This is a genomic window from Methylobacterium variabile (genome assembly GCF_001043975.1).
In the GTDB taxonomy this organism is placed as follows: Bacteria; Pseudomonadota; Alphaproteobacteria; order Rhizobiales; family Beijerinckiaceae; genus Methylobacterium; species Methylobacterium variabile.
Genome location: NZ_LABY01000021.1, coordinates 1 through 16886 on the forward strand (window position 1 = coordinate 1; position 16886 = coordinate 16886).

The following is a 16886-nucleotide window of genomic DNA, read 5'->3' on the forward strand; positions in this document are numbered from 1 at the left end:
ACGCGGGACCGGGGGCGGCGCCCGTCCGTCCCGCGCCGCCCCCGGTCCCGCGTCCGACCCTGGTCCAGTCCGCCCCGGCCGCCAAGGCGGAATCCGGCCCGCGCCTGCGCCGGTTCGAGGACGTCGTGGCGCTGGCCGACGAGCGCCGCGACATCGGCCTGAAGATGGCCCTGGAGCGCGACGCCCATCTGGTCCGGTTCGAGGACGGCCGCATCGAGTTCCGCCTCGCCGAGGGTGGGCGGGCGACGCTCGCCAACGACCTCGCCAACGCGCTCCATCTCTGGACGGGCCGGCGCTGGGCGGTGGTCCTGTCGCAGGAGGCCGGCGAGGCGACGCTCGCCGCCCGGGCGAAGGCGGCGGTCGAGAGCCGCCATCAGGGCGCGGCGAGCCACCCGCTAGTCCAGGCGGTGCTCAAGAATTTTCCGGGCGCCCAGATCGTCGACGTGCGCGACAAGGCGGCGGATCCGCCCGCCCCCGACGCGCCGCCGGACGCCGACGACCCCGACCTGTAGCCGGCGGCCCGCCGGCACCCCACATCCGCTGCAGTTTCTCTCTCAACCCCACGAGGACGCCATGCCCGACATCATGGGACTGATGAAGCAGGTTCAGTCCATGCAGCAGAAGATGGCCGACCTGCAGTCGGAGCTCGACGGGGTCGAGGTGTCGGGCGCCTCCGGGGGCGGTGCCGTCACGGTCACGATGACCGCGAAGGGCGACGTGAAGGGCGTCGCCCTGGACGCCGCCCTGCTGGTGCCGGACGAGAAGGAGATCCTGGAGGACCTGATCGTCGCGGCCCTCAACGACGCCAAGGGCAAGGCCGAGCGCGCCGCCCAGGAGCGGATGCAGGAGGTGACGAAGGGCCTGCCGCTGCCCCCGGGCATGAAGCTGCCGTTCTAGCTCTCCCCCTCCCCCTCGCGGGGAGGGGAAAATTCGCGCCTCAACCTCAAGACAGGGCCCGACTTTCATGCCCCAGGCCGTCGCGGGCCCGGAGATCGAGCGGCTGATCCAGCTCCTGGCCCGCATGCCCGGCCTCGGGCCGCGCTCGGCCCGCCGGGCCGCGCTCCAGCTCATCAAGAAGCGCGAGACGCTGCTCGCCCCCCTCGCCGACGCCATGCGGGTCGCCGCCGACCGGATCGTGGTCTGCCACGAATGCGGCAACGTCGACACGCAGGATCCCTGCACGATCTGCCGCGACCAGAGCCGCGATCCCACGATGCTGGTGGTCGTCGAGGACGTCTCGGATCTCTGGGCGCTCGAGCGCTCCGGCGCCGTGACGGCGCGCTACCACGTGCTCGGCGGCGTGCTCTCGGCCCTCGACGGGGTGCGGCCGGAGAACCTGAACCTCGGCCGCCTGGTCGAGCGGGTGAGCGCGCCGGCGATGCGCGAGGTGATCCTGGCGCTCAACGCCACCGTGGACGGGCAGACCACCGCCCACTACGTCACCGAGCTGCTCACCCACCTGCCGATCAAGGTGACACGGCTCGCGCACGGCGTGCCGGTCGGCGGCGAGCTCGACTACCTCGACGAGGGCACCCTCTCGGCGGCGATCCGGCAGCGCACCGCGTTCTAGGGCGGCGCCGCCAACGGGTTTGACCCGGCGGACACGAATCCTTATCTCCCGGAAACTTGCGGGTGCCCCTCGGCGCCCGGTCCCCCGACGTCCTGGCGAACAATGAGCATCCGTCCCCTCGTCATCCTGCCGGACGCGCGCCTGCGCGAGATCTCGGCGCCGGTCGGCACGATCACCGGCGACGTGCGGAAGCTCGCGGCCGACATGCTGGAGACGATGTACGACGCCCCCGGCGTCGGCCTCGCCGGCATCCAGATCGGCGAGCCGGTGCGCATCGTCACCATCGACACCTCGAAGGAGAAGGAGGAGCGCCGGCCCCTGGTGCTCCTCGATCCCGAGATCGTCTGGTCCTCGGAGGAGACCCGCCCCTACGAGGAGGGCTGCCTGTCGATCCCCGACTACTACGCCGAGGTCGTGCGGCCCGACCGGGTGCGGGTGCGCTTCCGGACCCTCGACGGCGAGACGGTGGAGCAGGAGGCCGACGGGCTCCTCGCGACCTGCCTCCAGCACGAGATCGACCACCTCAACGGTGTGCTGTTCATCGACCACCTGTCGAAGCTCAAGCGCGACCGGGTGATGAAGAAGTTCGCCAAGGCGGCCAAGCGCGAAGCCGCATAAGCCCATGTCGCTCAAGGTCGTGTTCATGGGCACCCCGGACTTCGCGGTGCCGACGCTGGCCGAGATCGTCGGCGGCGGCCACGAGGTCGTGGCGGTGTATACCCGCGCCCCGGCGCCCGCAGGCCGCGGCATGGCCTTGCGGCCCTCGCCGGTCCAGGCCCTGGCGGAAAAATTCGGGCTCCCGGTCCTGACGCCCGCGACCCTGCGCACCGAGGAGGCCGCCGAGACGTTTCGCGCCCACGGCGCCGACGTCGCGGTGGTGGTGGCCTACGGCATGATCCTGCCGCCGGCGATCCTCGACGCGCCGCCGCTCGGCTGCCTCAACCTCCACGCCTCGCTGCTGCCGCGCTGGCGCGGCGCCGCGCCGATCCAGCGCGCCGTGATGGCGGGCGATGCCGAGACCGGCGTCGCGGTGATGCGGATGGAGCCCGGCCTCGATACCGGGCCGGTCGGCATGCTGGAGCGGGTGGCGATCACCCCGGACATGACCGCCGGCGAGCTGCACGACCGCCTGATGCCGCTCGGCGCCGACCTGATGGCCCGGGCCCTCGGCGCGCTCGAGCGCGGCAACCTGCAGTTCCGGCCGCAACCCGCGGAGGGCGTCGCCTACGCCCACAAGATCACCAACGAGGAGGCGCGGCTCGACTGGTCGCAGCCGGCGCGTGCCCTGCACGACCGGGTGCGCGGCCTGTCGCCCTTCCCGGGTGCCTACCTGGTCGCCGATCTCGGCCGCGGGCCGGAGCGGGTGAAGGTGCTGCGCGCGCGGCCAGCGCCAGGCGGCGGCGCCCCCGGCACGCTCCTCGACGAGATCGGCACCGTCGCCTGCGGCGAGGAAGCGCTGCGCCTCGTCACCGTGCAGCCAGCCGGCAAGGGCGCGATGACGTTCGAGGACTTCGCCCGCGGCCGGCGGCTCGCGCCGGGCGCTCGCCTCGTCGAAGCGGCCTGACCCGTCCCGACGCCATGCCCCGCTACAAGCTCGTGGTCGAGTACGACGGCACCGCCTTCGCCGGCTGGCAGCGGCAGGCCGCCGACCGCTCGGTGCAGCAGGCGCTGGAGGAGGCGATCGCCCGCTTCGTCGGCGGGCCGGTGCGGGTCCACTGCGCCGGGCGCACCGATGCGGGGGTGCACGCCACGCACCAGGTCGTCCACCTCGACCTCGACAAGCCGTGGCGCACCGACACCGTGCGCGACGCCGCCAACGCCCACCTGCGGCCCGAGCCGGTGGCGGTGATCGCGGCCTCCGAGGTCGGGCCGGACTTCGACGCCCGCCACTCGGCGGTCAAGCGCCACTACCGCTACCGCATCCTCAACCGCCGCAGCCCGCCGGCGTTGAGCCGCGGCTTCGTCTGGCACGTGCCCTGGGCCCTCGACGCCGCCCTCATGCACGAGGCGGCGCAGCTGCTCCTCGGCCGGCACGACTTCTCGGCCTTCCGGGCCGCGGAGTGCCAGGCCAACAGCCCGGTGCGCACCCTCGACCGGCTCGACGTGACCCGTACGGGCGAGGAGATCATCGTCGTCACCGCCGCCCGCTCGTTCCTGCACCACCAGGTCCGCGGCATGGTCGGCACCCTGATGCTGGCCGGCGGCGGCCGGCTCACGCCGCAGGGCGTGCGCGACGTGCTCGATTCCCGCGACCGCACCCGCTGCGGGCCGCTGGCGCCGTCCGGCGGGCTGACGCTGATCGGGGTCGATTACCCGGCAGACCTTTCCTGACCCAGCGTCATACGGGCACGCTTGTCCGACTCGGGCGTTTCTGACAGCGATGGTGATGCCGGAGCCGAAACGCTACTCATGACCGCCATCGCCTTCGATACTTACGCCGTCGTTCGCAGGCTCAAGGACTCCGGATTCTCGGAGGAGACCAGGCCGAAGCGATCACGGGCGCGCTGACGCAAGGGCGCGAAGCGGATCTGGCACAGCTCGCGACCAAGGCGGATCTGCGCGAGAGCGAAACCGCGCTGAGGGCGGACCTGCGCGAGGCCGAAACGTCGCTGAAAACGGATCTGCGCGAGAGCGTATCCGGACTGAAGACGGATCTGCGGGAGAGCGAGCTTCGCCTGGAATCCAAGATCGCGGACCTCTCGCACCGGCTCGATCTCGGCTTGGCGGGAAGCCGGGCCGACCTGAAGCTCCTCGAGCAGCGCATGACCGTGAAGCTTGGCGCGCTGGTCACGGCCGCCGTCGGCATCCTGGTCGCCGCCATCCGCTACCTGTCGCCCGCCGGGCATTGAGCGCGGGCGCCCCTCTTCCGGCGGAGTCACACCAAGGCGTGCGCCCCGGCAGCGAGGCCGGCGATCAGCCCGAAGCAGGCGAGCGTCACGAGACCGGCGGCGGGTCCCGGCAGGCCGAGGATCGCCCGGACGGCCCGTCCGTGCAGCCACAGGACCACCACCGCGAAGGCGCCGGCGTAGAGCGCCGCCAGTGCCGGCGTGGCGAGACCGAGGAGCAGCAGGCTGCCCGGCAGCGCCAGGGTCGCGAGGCCCGCCGCCAGGCACCAGTTGGTCACGACGACGAGCGGCACGTAGGCCCGGGTCCGGTCCAGGCGGCGCAGGACCGCGATCATCGCCAGCGGCACGGCGAGGAAGCTCGCCACGACGCCGGCGATCACCGCCACGGTGGTGTGGTCGAGCCTGAAGATCACGTCGCCGGTCCCGCCCCGCTCCAGGGCGAGCGCCACCGTGAACGCCGGCGCCGTGAGCCAGACCGCCCCGAAGGAACGCCAGAATCCGCGCTCGCTCACGTCGAAGTGGCGCAGGGCGTCGGGCCGGCATCCGATCAGCCGGGCCGTGCCCCGTAAGGAGCGGGCCACCTCGTCAGCGCTCACGAACATCGACGGCCTCCTGTGGGTCGAGGCCGCCAGATTCAACTTTCGTCTAATGTCGGTCAAGCCTGACGTTGCGTCTCGGCAGTGCCGGGGAAATAGGCATCGAGCACCCGCCCGTAGATCGCGGCCAGCCGGTCGAGGTCGGCCAAAGCCACCCGCTCGTCGACCTGATGCATGGTCTGCCCGACGAGGCCGAACTCGATCACCGGGCAGGCATCCTTGATGAAGCGGGCGTCCGAGGTGCCGCCGGTGGTCGAGAGGGCGGGCCGGCGGCCGGTCTCGGCCTCGATCGCGGCGGCGACCTGATCCACGAAGGCGTCCGGCGCGGTCAGGAACGCAACGGAATTCGTCGGACGGACGGCGAGGCTGTAGCGCACCGCATTGCCGGCAGCCCGGCCCAGGCGCCGTTCCAGCTCGGCCGCCAGGGTCGCGGGCGTCCAGAGATCGTTGAAGCGGATGTTGAAGGTGGCGCGTGCCTCGGCCGGGATCACGTTGGTCGCCGGATTGCCGACGTCCATGGTGGTGAATTCGAGGTTCGAGGCGTCGAAATGCGCCGTGCCGGCGTCGAGCGGCTCGGCGAGCAGGCCTTGAGCGAGGCGCAGCAATCCGGGAATCGGGTTCTCCGCCCGGTGCGGATAGGCGACGTGGCCCTGCACGCCGTGCACGACGAGGTCCGCCGTGAGCGAACCGCGCCGGCCGATCTTGATCATCTCGCCGAGGACGTCGGGGTTCGTCGGCTCGCCGAGCAGGCAGTGGCTGAAGCGCTCGCCCCGTCCCCGAGCCCAGTCGAGGAGCTTGACCGTGCCGTTCACCGCCGGCCCTTCCTCGTCGCCGGTGACCAGGAACGCGATGGCGCCGCCGAAATCCGGCCCGCGCAGGTCGAGGAAGGCCAGCACCGCGGCCAGCATGCAGGCGATGCCGCCCTTCATGTCGACGGCGCCGCGCCCGAACAGCTCCGTGCCCTCGACGACCCCTCCGAACGGATCGTGGCGCCAGGCCGCCGCGTCGCCCGGCGGCACCACGTCGGTGTGGCCGGCGAAGAGGAGGCAGGGCCCGTCGCCGCCGATGCGGGCGAAGAGGTTCTCGACGTCCGGCATGCCCGGCTCCGAGAAGACCGGCCGCTCGACGCTGAAGCCCGCCTGCGCGAGGAGGCCGGCGAGGTAGGCGAGCGCCCCGCCCTCGAGAGGCGTCACGGAGGGACAGCGGATCAGCCCCTGGGCCAGGGCGAGGGGGGAGCGGGGATCGGTCACGGGCAGCCGGAGGTTCGAGGGCGCGGGTCGCCGGGATCGGTAGCGCCGAACGCTGCGGATGAGAACCGCCCGCGCGCAAGGGGGGCTACCGCGCACCGGGCGTCTCGCTTACCTACGCCGGATGACCGCGCTCAGCCCCGACGAGATCGAACGCTACGCCCGCCACATCGTGCTGCGGGAGGTCGGGGGTCCCGGCCAGGTCCGCCTCAAGGCGGCGCGGGTGCTGGTCGTCGGGGCCGGCGGGCTCGGGGCGCCGCTGATCCAGTACCTGGCGGCGGCCGGGATCGGCATGATCGGGGTCGTCGACGACGACACGGTCTCGCTCTCGAACCTGCAGCGCCAGGTGATCCACGGCACGCCCGATATCGGCCGGCCGAAGGTCGAGAGCGCGGCGGCGGCGGTGGCCCGCCTCAACCCCCACGTCCGGGTCGCGACCCACGCCACCCGCCTGACGCCGGAGAACGCGGAAGGTTTGATCGCCGACTACGACCTCGTCGCCGACGGCTCGGACAATTTCTCGACCCGCTACGCCGTCTCGGACGCCTGCTACCGGGCCCGCCGCCCCCTGGTGACGGCGGCGCTCGGCCAGTTCGACGGCTCGCTCACCACGATCCGGGCCCACGAGACCGGGCCGGACGGGCGGCCGAACCCGACCTATCGCTGCCTCTTCCCGAGCCCGCCGCCGGCCGGCGCGGTGCCGACCTGCGCCGAGGCCGGGGTCCTCGGCGCGCTCGCCGGCCTGATGGGCTCGCTGATGGCCCTCGAGGTGATCCGCGCCGTCACCGGCTTCGGCGAGCCGCTGGTCGGCCGCCTGCTGATGGTCGATGCACGGGCCCTGCGATTCGAGACGCTTCACTACGCCTGGGACCCGGGCAACCCGCTGAGCGGAACGGACCCGGAGGCCCTCGCCGCCCGGCCCTGAAACCCCCGGCCGGCACCGGCCGGGAGTTCACACGGGATCTGCGGCCGGCCGCTCAGGCCGCCCGGATCTCGCTCAGGAAGCCGTCGACCTCCTGCTTGACCGTCAGGGACTGGGTCGCCAGCTCGGCGGCGGCCATCAGCACCTGGGACGCCGCGCCCCCGGTCTCGTCCGCCAGCGACAGCACGCGGGAGACGTTCGACGAGACGTCCTGGGTTCCCCGGGCCGCCTGGGTCGCGTTCCGGGAGATCTCCGTCGTCGCCGCGGTCTGCTCCACGACCGTCGCGGCGATCGCACCGCTGATCTCGTTCATCGCCGCGATGGTGCTGCCGATCTGCCGGATGGCAGTGCTGGCCTGATCCGTGGCGGCCTGGATCGCGCTGATCTGCCCGCCGATCTCCTCGGTCGCCCGGCTCGTCTGCGCGGCCAGCTGCTTGACCTCGGCGGCGACGACCGCGAAGCCGCGCCCGGCATCGCCCGCCCGGGCCGCCTCGATGGTCGCGTTCAGCGCCAGGAGGTTGGTCTGGCTGGCAATCGCCGAGATCGTGGTCACCGCCGCGCCGATCTGGCTCGCGGCGGCGCCCAGGCTCGTCATGGCGGCGTTCGTGGCCTCGGCCTCGTGCGCGGCGTGACCGGCGACCTCCCGCGAATGGACCACCTGGCGCTCGATCTCCCGCAGCGAGCTCACCATCTCCTCCGCCGCCGCGGCGACGGTCTGGACGTTCGCCGAGGTCTCCTCGGCGGAGGCGCTGGAGGCCGCGGCCTGGGTGTTGGTGTGGTCGGCGACCTGGGTCATCGAGCGGGCGGTCGCGTCGAGCTCGGTGGCGGCGGAGGTGACGATGTCGAGCGCGCCGGCGACCCGCTGCTGGAAGGTGCTGACGAGCTGGTCGACCCGGTCGGCGCGGCGCTGGCGGGCGGTCTGCTGCGCGGCCTGGTCGGCCTCGAGCGCGACCCGCGCCACGGCATTCTGGCGGAAGACCTCCACGGCCCTCGCCATCTCGCCCATCTCGTCGCCGGCATCCTGGGACGGGACGGTGAGGGTGGTCTCGCCGGCCGCGAGCCGGCTCATGGCGCGGGTCATGCCGGAGATCGGACGGATGATGCTGCGAGCGATCAGAACGGCCAGGGCGACGCTGATGGCGAGGATGAGCGCCAGCAGCGCGACCTGAACCTGCTTCGCCGTCGCCATCGTGCTGGCGCTGCGGGCGGTGATCTCCTGCACCGTTGCGTCCAGGCTGGTCCGCACCGCCAGGCCCGTGGCCAGGATCGCGTCCGTCCGCGTCCTCATGCCCTGCTCGTAGAAGGTCTCGGTCTCGAGCATCGCGGTCGCCGCGGCCGAGATGTGCCGGTTGAGCCGGTGCAGCGCCTCCTCGACGACGCCCAGGTCCCGCCGCTGCGCCGGCGTCAGGTTCAGCGCCTTCAGCTTCGCGATGGTCCCGTTGGCATTGGTGTAGTTCGCGGCCGACAGGGCGCGGGTCTTGGGATCCCGGGTGGCCAGGAAGCGCCAGTTCATGACGCGGAACAGCAGCAGCGTCCGCTCGATCTCCACGGCCTGGGCGAGAACGGCATCGTCACCGCCGGACCGGAGCTGGGTGATGAGGGCCCCCCGAGGCCGCCGTCAGGTCGTCACCGGAGGTATAGACCCCGTCCCTGTTCTCGCGGATCTGCGTTCCCAGCTCGATCAGCTTCGGAAGCTCTGTCGCGAGCCTGGTCGCCTCCGTGTGGATCTCCTTGTACAGCTTCCGACGCTCCTCGTTGGACGCACGCTGGGTGAGGCCTTCGGCGAGCCGGGCCATCTCGGACAGGCTCGACTGCATCCCGGCCGCCGCCTCCGGCGTCGATGTCGTCCGATACTGCCTGCTCTGGGCGATGAACCGCTCGGTCAGGCCGTTCACCGTGTAGAGATCGCGGGCAGAATGCTCGATCTGCCCCTTGTACTTGAACATGTCGTCGAGACTGTCGAGCTGGCGGTAGGCAAACCCGCCCATGACCACGGAGAGAACCGCGAGGGCGGCAAAGCCCCCGTACAGGCGCGACCGAATACCAGACTTCATGGAACCTGCCCGCATGACAAGGATCTATTTCCCAGTCAAACCTGCGCGACATTCGATAATGTCAGGTAAAAATTTTCACGATTGAGATACGTTTCAGAAAAATTCCCTAGGTCATGTCGATGTAATAATCGCCTCGATGCTCAAAATATTTTTCCCTCGACCTGACGCTGGTCCGCGCATGGCCCGGATCATGTGGTCGTTGACGCAGGATCAGACCCCACCTCGCCCCTGTCTCGTTTGAGAGCAATGTGCACGATAACTTTGCAGGATCCGGCGAGAAATCGGGCAAGACGTGACGCAGGGTGACCGCGAAGCCTCCATAAGGTCACGAATGCCGCGCGATGATGCAATCGGGCCGCAGCGCGCGGCCGCCATGTGCGCTCATGGACGCAACGAAAGCCATGTCGAGACGGACCGGACGGGCTGCGTGACGACGGGAGCGCCGGCGGGTTCGGGAGAGCGTCGGCCTCGCTCCAGGCCTAGATCCGCCTCGAGGTCGCGCGCGGCACCTGCCGCGCGCCCTCCACGACGCCGAGAGCGCCTTGCCGGCAGCGTCGGCGTTCCGCCCCGCGCGGGGGGTCTTAAATCAGCGCGCTTTCGGGCTTGCCCTGCGCCGCCGAACGCGTCCGTTCGACGGTACGGCGGTCTTACCGGAGCGGCGGCAAGGGCGGCAGGGCGGCGAAGCCCTGCTCGACCTTGTCGAGGCAGCACTTCTTGAACTTCTTGCCGCTGCCGCAAGGGCAGGGATCGTTGCGGCCGACGTCGCGGTAGGGATTGCGCTCGGGGATCGGAACGCCGTCCTCGTCGAGGTCGGGGAGATGGTCGTAGGCGCCCTCGCGGGTGTGATCCAGCGCCCAGATCAGGTCGTCGAGGTAGCCGATCAGCAGCTCGTCGAAGCGCTCGCGGCTCTTCGGCCGAAGGCGGGCCTCCTTCAGGGTCTCCCGTACCGTCTGCCAGTCGACGTGATCGTCGGCGACGCGGCCGTCCTCGCGCGCCTTCTTGAGGCGGGGCACGAGGTCGTCGAAGCCGAGCAGCGCGACGGCGTCCTCCCAGCCCTGCCAGGCCTCGTCCTCGTCACGGCCCAGCCGCTCGTCGTCGAAGCGGATCAGGAAGGTCCGCACCGTCTCGCGGTCGAGGCGCGCGTCCGCGGTCAGCAGCGCGAGGGCGTGGAAGAGGTGCATCCGCACGATGCCGGCCGGAGCCTCGCCGGCGATGGCGGCGAGCAGGCCCTCCGCGTCGCCGTCGAAGCTGCTGGCGACGAGACCCGCGAGGGTGTTCGGATAATCCTCCCCGAGCGCCGCCGAGATCGCCTCGTCGCCGTGGCGCAGGAGGCGCATCAGCGGCGGGTGGATCCGGGTGTCCCGGACCGAGGCGAGGACGTGGAGGCCCCAGAACAGCAGGCTCCTCTCGGGCTCGGTCAGTTCCTCGGCCTCGGCGGCGCGGTCGAGCAGGACGAGAACCGGCGCGGCGATCGTTCCCGGGGCCGCGACCGCCCGCTGCAGGGCCTCCTCCGGCAGGTAGGTCGCCGCCGAGAGTTCCCGGATCAGCTCGGTATCCGCCATGCCCGCCTCCTCGTCCCCGTCACCCGGCGGCGAGCGCCTCGCCGCCGGATCCGTCACGCTCAGCCCCGCAGGGTCGCGCCGGTCTTGCGCGCCACCTCGGCGACGATCTTCTGGCTCACCGCCTCGATCTCGGCGTCGGTGAGGGTGCGGTCGGTCGGCTGGAGCCGCACCGCCACGGCGACGGACTTCTGGTCCTCGCCGATGCCGGCGCCCTCGTAGACGTCGAACACCTCGATGCCGGTGACGAGGTTGCGCTCGGCCGCTTGCGCCGCCTTTACGATGTCGCCCGCCGCGACGTCGCGGCCGACCACGAAGGCGAAGTCGCGCGTCAGCGGCTGGAAGTCCGGAAGGTTCGCCGCCGGCTTCATCTTGGTGGGCCGGTGCTTGGGCAGCGGCAGGGCGTCGAGGGTGATCTCGCAGACCACCACCGGGGCCTTGATGTCGAGGGCCTTCAGCACCCGCGGGTGCAGCTCGCCGAAGACTCCGACCGGGTTGCGCGGCCCGAACTGCAGCGTGCCGGAGCGGCCGGGATGGAGCCAGTCCGGCCCGCCGGCCACCACCTGCAGGCCGCCGGTCGGGACGCCCAGGGCCGCGAGCAGCGCCAGGGCGTCGGCCTTGGCCTCGAAGGCGTCCACCAGGCGCGCGGTGCCGTCCCAGTGCCGGCCGGCACCGCCGTGGCGGGCGCTGCCGCGGCGCAAAGCCGTGGCCTTGATGGTCTGGCCCTCCGGCTGGTCGGAGGCGAAGCACTGCCCGACCTCGAACAGGGCGACGTCGCCGATGCCGCGGTCGGCGTTGCGCTGCGCCGCCCGGGCGAGGCCCGGCACCAGGCTCGGGCGCATGTCCGAGAGGTCGGCGGCGATCGGGTTGGCGAGCGCCAGCTCCGGCTTGCCGCCGCCGAACAGGGTCGCGTCGGCATTGGCGATGAACGACCAGGTCAAGGCCTCGACGAGGCCGCGGGCGGCGAATTCGCGCTTGGCGAGCCGCGTGCGCCTCTGCATCACGGTCAGCACCGGGCGGATCACCGTGGCCTCGATCCGCGGCAGGGGCTTGGGCTCGATGCGGTCGAGCCCGGCGATGCGGACGATCTCCTCGACGAGGTCGGCCTTGCCCTCGATGTCCGGGCGCCAGGACGGCGAGAGCACCTTGGCCCGATCGCCGGAGCCGGCGACGTGGAAGCCGAGCGCCTCCAGCGTCACCTTCATCTCGGGCCGCGGCAGGTCGAGGCCGGAGAGGCGGCGCACCTCGGTCCAGGGGAAGTCGATGATGCGGTCGGTGTCCGGCACCTCGCCGGAGATCGCGGCCTCGCTCGGCGTGCCGCCGCAGAGATCGAGCACCATCCGGGTCGCGAGGTCGAGACCGGGCAGGGCGAAGGCGGGGTCGACCCCGCGCTCGAACCGGTAGCGGGCATCGGTCACGATGCCGAGGCGCCGGCCGGTGCGGGCGATGGTGAGCGGGTCCCACAGGGCCGACTCGATCAGCACGTCGGTGGTGCCCTCGTCGCAGCCCGAATGCTCGCCGCCCATGATGCCGGCGATCGACTCGACGCCCGCCTCGTCGGCAATCACGATCGCGCCGTCGTCGAGCCGGTAGGTGCGGCCGTCGAGGGCCAGCACCTCCTCGCCGTCGCGGGCGCGGCGCACGGTGAGGTTCCCCTTCACCTTGGCGGCGTCGAAGACATGGAGCGGCCGGCCGCGATCGAAGGTGATGTAGTTGGTGATGTCGACGAGCGCGTTGATCGGGCGCAGGCCGATCGCGGCCAGGCGCCGGCGCATCCACTCGGGCGACGGCCCGTTCCTGACGCCGCGCACCAGGCGCAGGCCGAAGAGCGGGCAGAGATGCGCGTCGCCGGGGGCGAAGTCGCGGGTGACGGTGACCGGGCAGGCCCCCTCCCCCCGCACCGGCGGCAGTTGCGGCGACCGCAGGGTGCCGATCCCGGCCGCCGCGAGGTCGCGGGCGATGCCGTGGATGCTGGTGCAGTCCGGCCGGTTCGGCGTCAGGTTGATCTCGATCACCGGGTCGTCGAGGCCGGCGAAGGCCGCGTAGGGCTGGCCCACCGGCGCGTCGGCGGGAAGGTCGAGGATGCCGTCGTGGTCGTCCGACAGGCCGAGCTCGGCGCCCGAGCACAGCATGCCGCGGCTCTCGACGCCGCGGATGACGCCGACCGACAGGGTGATGTTCTTGCCTGGCACGTAGGTGCCGGGGGGAGCGAACACGCTGCGCATGCCGGCCCGCGCGTTCGGCGCGCCGCAGACGACCTGCACGGGCGCGCCCTCGCCGGTGTCGACGGTGCAGACCCGCAGCCGGTCGGCGTTGGGGTGCTGCTCGGCGGTGAGCACGGCGGCGATGCGGTAGGCCGACAGGTCGGCGGCCTTGTCCTCGACGCGCTCGACCTCCAGGCCGATGCGGGTCAGCGTCTCGACGATCAGGTCGAGGGGGGCGTCGGTGTCGAGGTGGTCCTTGAGCCAGGAGAGGGTGAATTTCATCGGGACTAACCTCTCGGCTCAGGCGAGCCGGGTCTTCGTGATGAGGAGGCTGGAGCCGACGAGGAGGCGGGTGACCTCGTCGGCGATCGCCAGGATCTCGCCCCCGGTGACAGGGCGCCTCTGCGGCGATCACTCAGGGGCTGTCACTCAGGCCGTCAGGCCGCCGACCAGGCTCGGGATGTCGAGGGGCCGGAAGCCGTAATGCTCGAGCCAGCGCACGTCCGCCTCGAAGAACGGGCGCAGGTCCGGCATGCCGTATTTCAGCATCGCGATCCGGTCGATGCCCATGCCCCAGGCGAAGCCCTGGACGGCGTCCGGGTCGAGGCCGCAATTGCGCAGCACGTTCGGGTGGACCATGCCGCAGCCGAGGATCTCGAGCCAGTCGTCGCCCTCGCCGAAGCGGATCTCGCCGCCTTTGCGCGAGCACTGGATGTCGACCTCCGCCGACGGCTCGGTGAAGGGGAAGAACGACGGCCGGAAGCGCATCTTGACGCTGTCGACCTCGAAGAACGCCTTGCAGAACTCCTCCAGGATCCACTTCAGGTGGGAGATGTTGGCCTGGCGGTCGATCACCAGGCCCTCGACCTGGTGGAACATCGGGGTGTGGGTCTGGTCGGAATCGTGCCGGTAGGTGCGGCCGGGGCAGATCACCCGGATCGGCGGTGCGACCTCGCGCATGGTGCGGACCTGGACCGGCGAGGTGTGGGTGCGCAGGAGCTTGCGCTTCCCGTCCCGGTCGGGCCGCAGGAAGAAGGTGTCGTGCATCTCCCGGGCCGGGTGGCCCTCGGGGAAGTTCAGCGCCGTGAAGTTCAGCTCGTCGGTCTCGACGTCGGGGCCCTCCGCGATCGAGAAGCCCATGTCGCCGAAGATCGCCGTGATCTCGTCCATCACCTGGGTGATCGGGTGGATGCGGCCGCGCGTCTCCGGCCCCTCGCGCACCGGCAGCGTCACGTCGATGCGCTCGGCGGAGAGGCGGGCGGCCAGCGCCGCCTCGGCCAGGGTCTCGCGCCGGGACTGGATCGCGCCCTGGACCCGGTCGCGCAGGCCGTTGATGAGCGGGCCCTGCTCCTTGCGCGCCTCGGGGCTCATGGTCCCCAAGGTCTTCAGCAGTTCGGAGACGGCGCCCTTCTTGCCGAGGGCGGCGACGCGCACGCCCTCGAGCGCCGTCTCGTCGGAGGCACCGGCGACCTGTGCGAGGAGATCGGTTTCGAGGCTGGTGAGATCGGTCATGGTCTGCTCAATCCGGGCTGCGGATGCCCTGCAACGGGCCGTCCCGCCCGTCAACCCGGGCGGCGGGGCGGGCGGCAGGGAATGACCCGCGCAACGAAAAACGGCCCGCGCGGGCGGGCCGTGATGGTGCGGTCTCGAAGGTCCGGCCCGCGCGAGGGTGCGGGCCCGGAGCGCCGGGCTTACGCCGCCTTGACGAGCTCGGCCGGCAGCGCCGACTTGGCCTTCTCGATCACGGCGACGAAGGCCGCCGGCTCGTGGATGGCGAGCTCCGACAGGGCCTTGCGGTCGACCTGGACGCCGGCCTTGGCCAGGCCGTCGATGAAGCGCGAGTAGGTCAGGCCGTGCGGGCGGACCGCCGCGTTCAGACGCTGGATCCACAGCGCGCGGAAGTTGCGCTTCTTGTTCTTACGATCGCGGTAGGCATACTGCATGCCCTTCTCGACCGCCTGCTTGGCGATCCGGATCGTGTTCTTGCGCCGGCCGTAATAGCCCTTGGCGGCCTTGAAAACCTTCTTGTGCTTGGCGTGGCTGGTCACGCCGCGCTTGACGCGGGCCATGGTGATCTCCTGGGGGTTCTACGAAACAGATTCGGGACGAAGCGTCTTCTCGCGCGAAGCCGGTTCTTACCGGGCGTTCGGCAGGAAGTACTTCTTCACGTTGGCGGCATCGCCCTCGAACAGGGTGGTCGTGCCGCGCAGGTTGCGGATCTGCTTCGTGGTCCGCTTGATCATGCCGTGGCGCTTGCCGGCCTGGGCGTACATGACCTTGCCGGTCCCGGTGATCTTGAAGCGCTTCTTGGCGCCCGACTTGGTCTTCAGCTTGGGCATTTTGCTCTCCTGACGCGAACTCCACCGGGGATCCGCCACGGGCGGGCCCCGACGATCGCGCTCGATCGAAGGTGTGGAGCGACACGAACCGCCACGGCAGCCCTCACGGCCGGGCGGTTCGGCGAGGCGCGCGCTATAGCAGAGACTGGCGAGGCCCGCAATCGTCGCTTCGGCGGGCGGTTGATCCCTGTGGGCGACGGGAACAGGCGGCGCCCGGCCGTAGCGTTGTGCGGCGCACCGGAACCATAAGCTCGGGTGCGCGGTTTCGTTCATGTCCCGCTCAGGCCCGATCCTGCTTGATCCCCGCCAACGTTGACCCGCCACCGTTGGGCGTCTCAGGAGATTTCGTCGTGCGCATTGCCCAAGTAGCCCCTCTCGCGGAGGCTGTTCCGCCGAAGTTCTACGGCGGCACCGAGCGTGTCGTCTCCTGGCTGACGGAGGAGCTGGTCCGGCAGGGCCACGACGTCACCCTGTTCGCGAGCGGCGACTCCGAGACGAGCGCCAGGCTGGTCGCCTGCTGCCCCGAGGGCCTGCGGCTCGCCGGCATCCGCGACCACGTCGCCAGCCACCTCGCCATGCTGTACCACCTGCGCCGGCGGGCGGACGAGTTCGACATCATCCACTTCCACATCGACCTCCTGCAGTACCCGCTGTTCGAGGACCTGAACCACAAGTGCGTCACCACCCTGCACGGGCGGCTCGACGTGCCGGACTTCATGCCGGTCTACCGCACCTTCACGGGCATGCCCCTGGTGTCGATCTCCGACCACCAGCGCGGGCCGATGCCCGAGAACGCGAACTGGCTGCAGACCATCCACCACGGCCTGCCGGCGGAGAACTGCCGCTTCTCGGCCAAGCCCAAGGACGGCGGCTACCTCGCCTTCCTGGGCCGCATCTCGCCGGAGAAGCGCCCCGACCGGGCGATCGAGATCGCCAAGCGCTCCGGCGTGAAGCTGAAGATCGCCGCCAAGGTCGACAAGGCGGACCAGGAGTACTGGGACGAGGTCATCGAGCCGATGACCCACCACCCGCTGGTCGAGTACATCGGCGAGATCAACGAGGACCAGAAGCACGAATTCCTCGGCAACGCCCTGGCGCTCGCCTTCCCGATCGACTGGCCGGAGCCCTTCGGCCTGGTGATGATCGAGGCGATGTCGGCCGGCACCCCGGTGATCGCGTGGCGCAACGGCTCGGTGCCGGAAGTCATCAAGAACGGCGTCTCGGGCGTGGTGGTCGAGTCGATGGACGAGGCCGTGGCCGCGGTCGAGACCGTCAAGGCAATGAGCCGCGAGGGCGTGCGCCGCTACTTCGAGACCCGCTTCACCGCGAGCGTGATGGCCCGCTCCTACGTCGCCGCCTACGAGTCGCTCCTCGCCGGCGAGGCCGACGCGATCAAGCTGCCGGGCCTGAGCTTCGGCGCTCCCGGCCTCGACCTCAACGGCGCGGCGAACGGCGCGACGGTGCGCCCGGTGCTCCGCGCGGTCTGATCCGCGGCATCGCCTGATCGTCACGAGGCCCGGTCCCCGCGAGGGGGCCGGGCCTTTGTCTT

18 protein-coding genes and 1 pseudogene are annotated in these 16886 nt (G+C 71.3%); 9 read left to right on the top strand and 10 right to left on the bottom strand.

The window, feature by feature from the left end; translation table 11 throughout:
• The 6 genes and pseudogenes from VQ02_RS03415 to truA all read left to right on the top strand — a co-directional run.
• A pseudogene (locus VQ02_RS03415) lies at positions 1-512 on the top strand (DNA polymerase III subunit gamma/tau); the annotation flags it as partial.
• A gap of 61 nt (positions 513-573) precedes the next feature.
• Entirely contained in the window at positions 574-897 is a 324-nt protein-coding gene (locus tag VQ02_RS03420; protein WP_048442761.1) for a YbaB/EbfC family nucleoid-associated protein, read from the top strand.
• Between the two features lie 67 nt (positions 898-964).
• Positions 965-1570, top strand: a complete 606-nt coding sequence (recR, locus tag VQ02_RS03425; RefSeq protein ID WP_048442762.1) for a recombination mediator RecR — start codon at positions 965-967, stop codon at positions 1568-1570.
• Between the two features lie 102 nt (positions 1571-1672).
• Positions 1673-2188, top strand: a complete 516-nt coding sequence (gene def, locus VQ02_RS03430) for a peptide deformylase (RefSeq protein WP_048442763.1) — start codon at positions 1673-1675, stop codon at positions 2186-2188.
• 4 nt (positions 2189-2192) lie between these two features.
• Positions 2193-3134: a methionyl-tRNA formyltransferase gene (gene fmt / locus VQ02_RS03435; RefSeq protein WP_048442764.1), complete on the top strand. Its 942-nt coding sequence runs from the start codon at positions 2193-2195 to the stop codon at positions 3132-3134.
• A gap of 14 nt (positions 3135-3148) precedes the next feature.
• The gene (gene truA, locus VQ02_RS03440) at positions 3149-3901 is read left to right on the top strand and encodes a tRNA pseudouridine(38-40) synthase TruA (protein WP_048442765.1); all 753 of its coding nucleotides are present in this window, start codon (positions 3149-3151) and stop codon (positions 3899-3901) included.
• A gap of 101 nt (positions 3902-4002) precedes the next feature.
• Here the strand turns inward: truA and VQ02_RS03445 are convergent, their stop codons facing one another.
• Positions 4003-4275, bottom strand: a complete 273-nt coding sequence (locus tag VQ02_RS03445; RefSeq protein WP_048442766.1) for a hypothetical protein — start codon at positions 4273-4275, stop codon at positions 4003-4005.
• 15 nt (positions 4276-4290) lie between these two features.
• On the opposite strand from VQ02_RS03445, the gene VQ02_RS39690 reads away from it, so the two are divergent.
• Entirely contained in the window at positions 4291-4419 is a 129-nt protein-coding gene (locus VQ02_RS39690; RefSeq protein WP_280818931.1) for a hypothetical protein, read from the top strand.
• Between the two features lie 26 nt (positions 4420-4445).
• Here the strand turns inward: VQ02_RS39690 and VQ02_RS03450 are convergent, their stop codons facing one another.
• Complete coding sequence (locus VQ02_RS03450; RefSeq protein WP_048442767.1) at positions 4446-5018, bottom strand: hypothetical protein; 573 nt, start codon at positions 5016-5018, stop codon at positions 4446-4448.
• Positions 5019-5071: 53 nt separating this feature from the next.
• Positions 5072-6262, bottom strand: a complete 1191-nt coding sequence (gene dapE, locus VQ02_RS03455; RefSeq protein ID WP_157080474.1) for a succinyl-diaminopimelate desuccinylase — start codon at positions 6260-6262, stop codon at positions 5072-5074.
• Between the two features lie 121 nt (positions 6263-6383).
• Between dapE and VQ02_RS03460 the strand changes: the two genes are divergently transcribed.
• Complete coding sequence (locus VQ02_RS03460; protein WP_048442768.1) at positions 6384-7184, top strand: HesA/MoeB/ThiF family protein; 801 nt, start codon at positions 6384-6386, stop codon at positions 7182-7184.
• Between the two features lie 52 nt (positions 7185-7236).
• On the opposite strand, the gene VQ02_RS03465 is transcribed toward VQ02_RS03460, so the two are convergent.
• The 7 genes from VQ02_RS03465 to rpmI all read right to left on the bottom strand — a co-directional run bounded on the left by VQ02_RS03465 (position 7237) and on the right by rpmI (position 15337).
• Positions 7237-8730 carry a methyl-accepting chemotaxis protein gene (locus tag VQ02_RS03465; protein WP_342447806.1) on the bottom strand — a complete coding sequence of 498 codons (1494 nt, stop codon included), beginning with the start codon at positions 8728-8730 and terminating at the stop codon, positions 7237-7239.
• Between the two features lie 22 nt (positions 8731-8752).
• Positions 8753-9250 carry a hypothetical protein gene (locus VQ02_RS39885; RefSeq protein WP_342447807.1) on the bottom strand — a complete coding sequence of 166 codons (498 nt, stop codon included), beginning with the start codon at positions 9248-9250 and terminating at the stop codon, positions 8753-8755.
• A 632-nt stretch (positions 9251-9882) separates the two neighbouring features.
• Entirely contained in the window at positions 9883-10797 is a 915-nt protein-coding gene (locus VQ02_RS35070; protein ID WP_048442769.1) for a DUF1186 domain-containing protein, read from the bottom strand.
• Between the two features lie 59 nt (positions 10798-10856).
• The gene (pheT, locus tag VQ02_RS03475) at positions 10857-13280 is read right to left on the bottom strand and encodes a phenylalanine--tRNA ligase subunit beta (RefSeq protein ID WP_048442770.1); all 2424 of its coding nucleotides are present in this window, start codon (positions 13278-13280) and stop codon (positions 10857-10859) included.
• 147 nt (positions 13281-13427) lie between these two features.
• Positions 13428-14510, bottom strand: a complete 1083-nt coding sequence (gene pheS, locus VQ02_RS03480; protein WP_048442771.1) for a phenylalanine--tRNA ligase subunit alpha — start codon at positions 14508-14510, stop codon at positions 13428-13430.
• A 179-nt stretch (positions 14511-14689) separates the two neighbouring features.
• Positions 14690-15067, bottom strand: coding sequence for a 50S ribosomal protein L20 (rplT, locus tag VQ02_RS03485; RefSeq protein ID WP_048442772.1), 378 nt, complete (start codon positions 15065-15067; stop codon positions 14690-14692).
• Positions 15068-15133: 66 nt separating this feature from the next.
• Positions 15134-15337, bottom strand: coding sequence for a 50S ribosomal protein L35 (rpmI, locus tag VQ02_RS03490; RefSeq protein WP_007561407.1), 204 nt, complete (start codon positions 15335-15337; stop codon positions 15134-15136).
• A 350-nt stretch (positions 15338-15687) separates the two neighbouring features.
• Here rpmI and VQ02_RS03495 point away from each other — a divergent pair, with 350 nt between their 5' ends.
• Positions 15688-16824 carry a glycosyltransferase family 4 protein gene (locus tag VQ02_RS03495; protein ID WP_048442773.1) on the top strand — a complete coding sequence of 379 codons (1137 nt, stop codon included), beginning with the start codon at positions 15688-15690 and terminating at the stop codon, positions 16822-16824.
• Positions 16825-16886 lie beyond the last annotated feature (62 nt).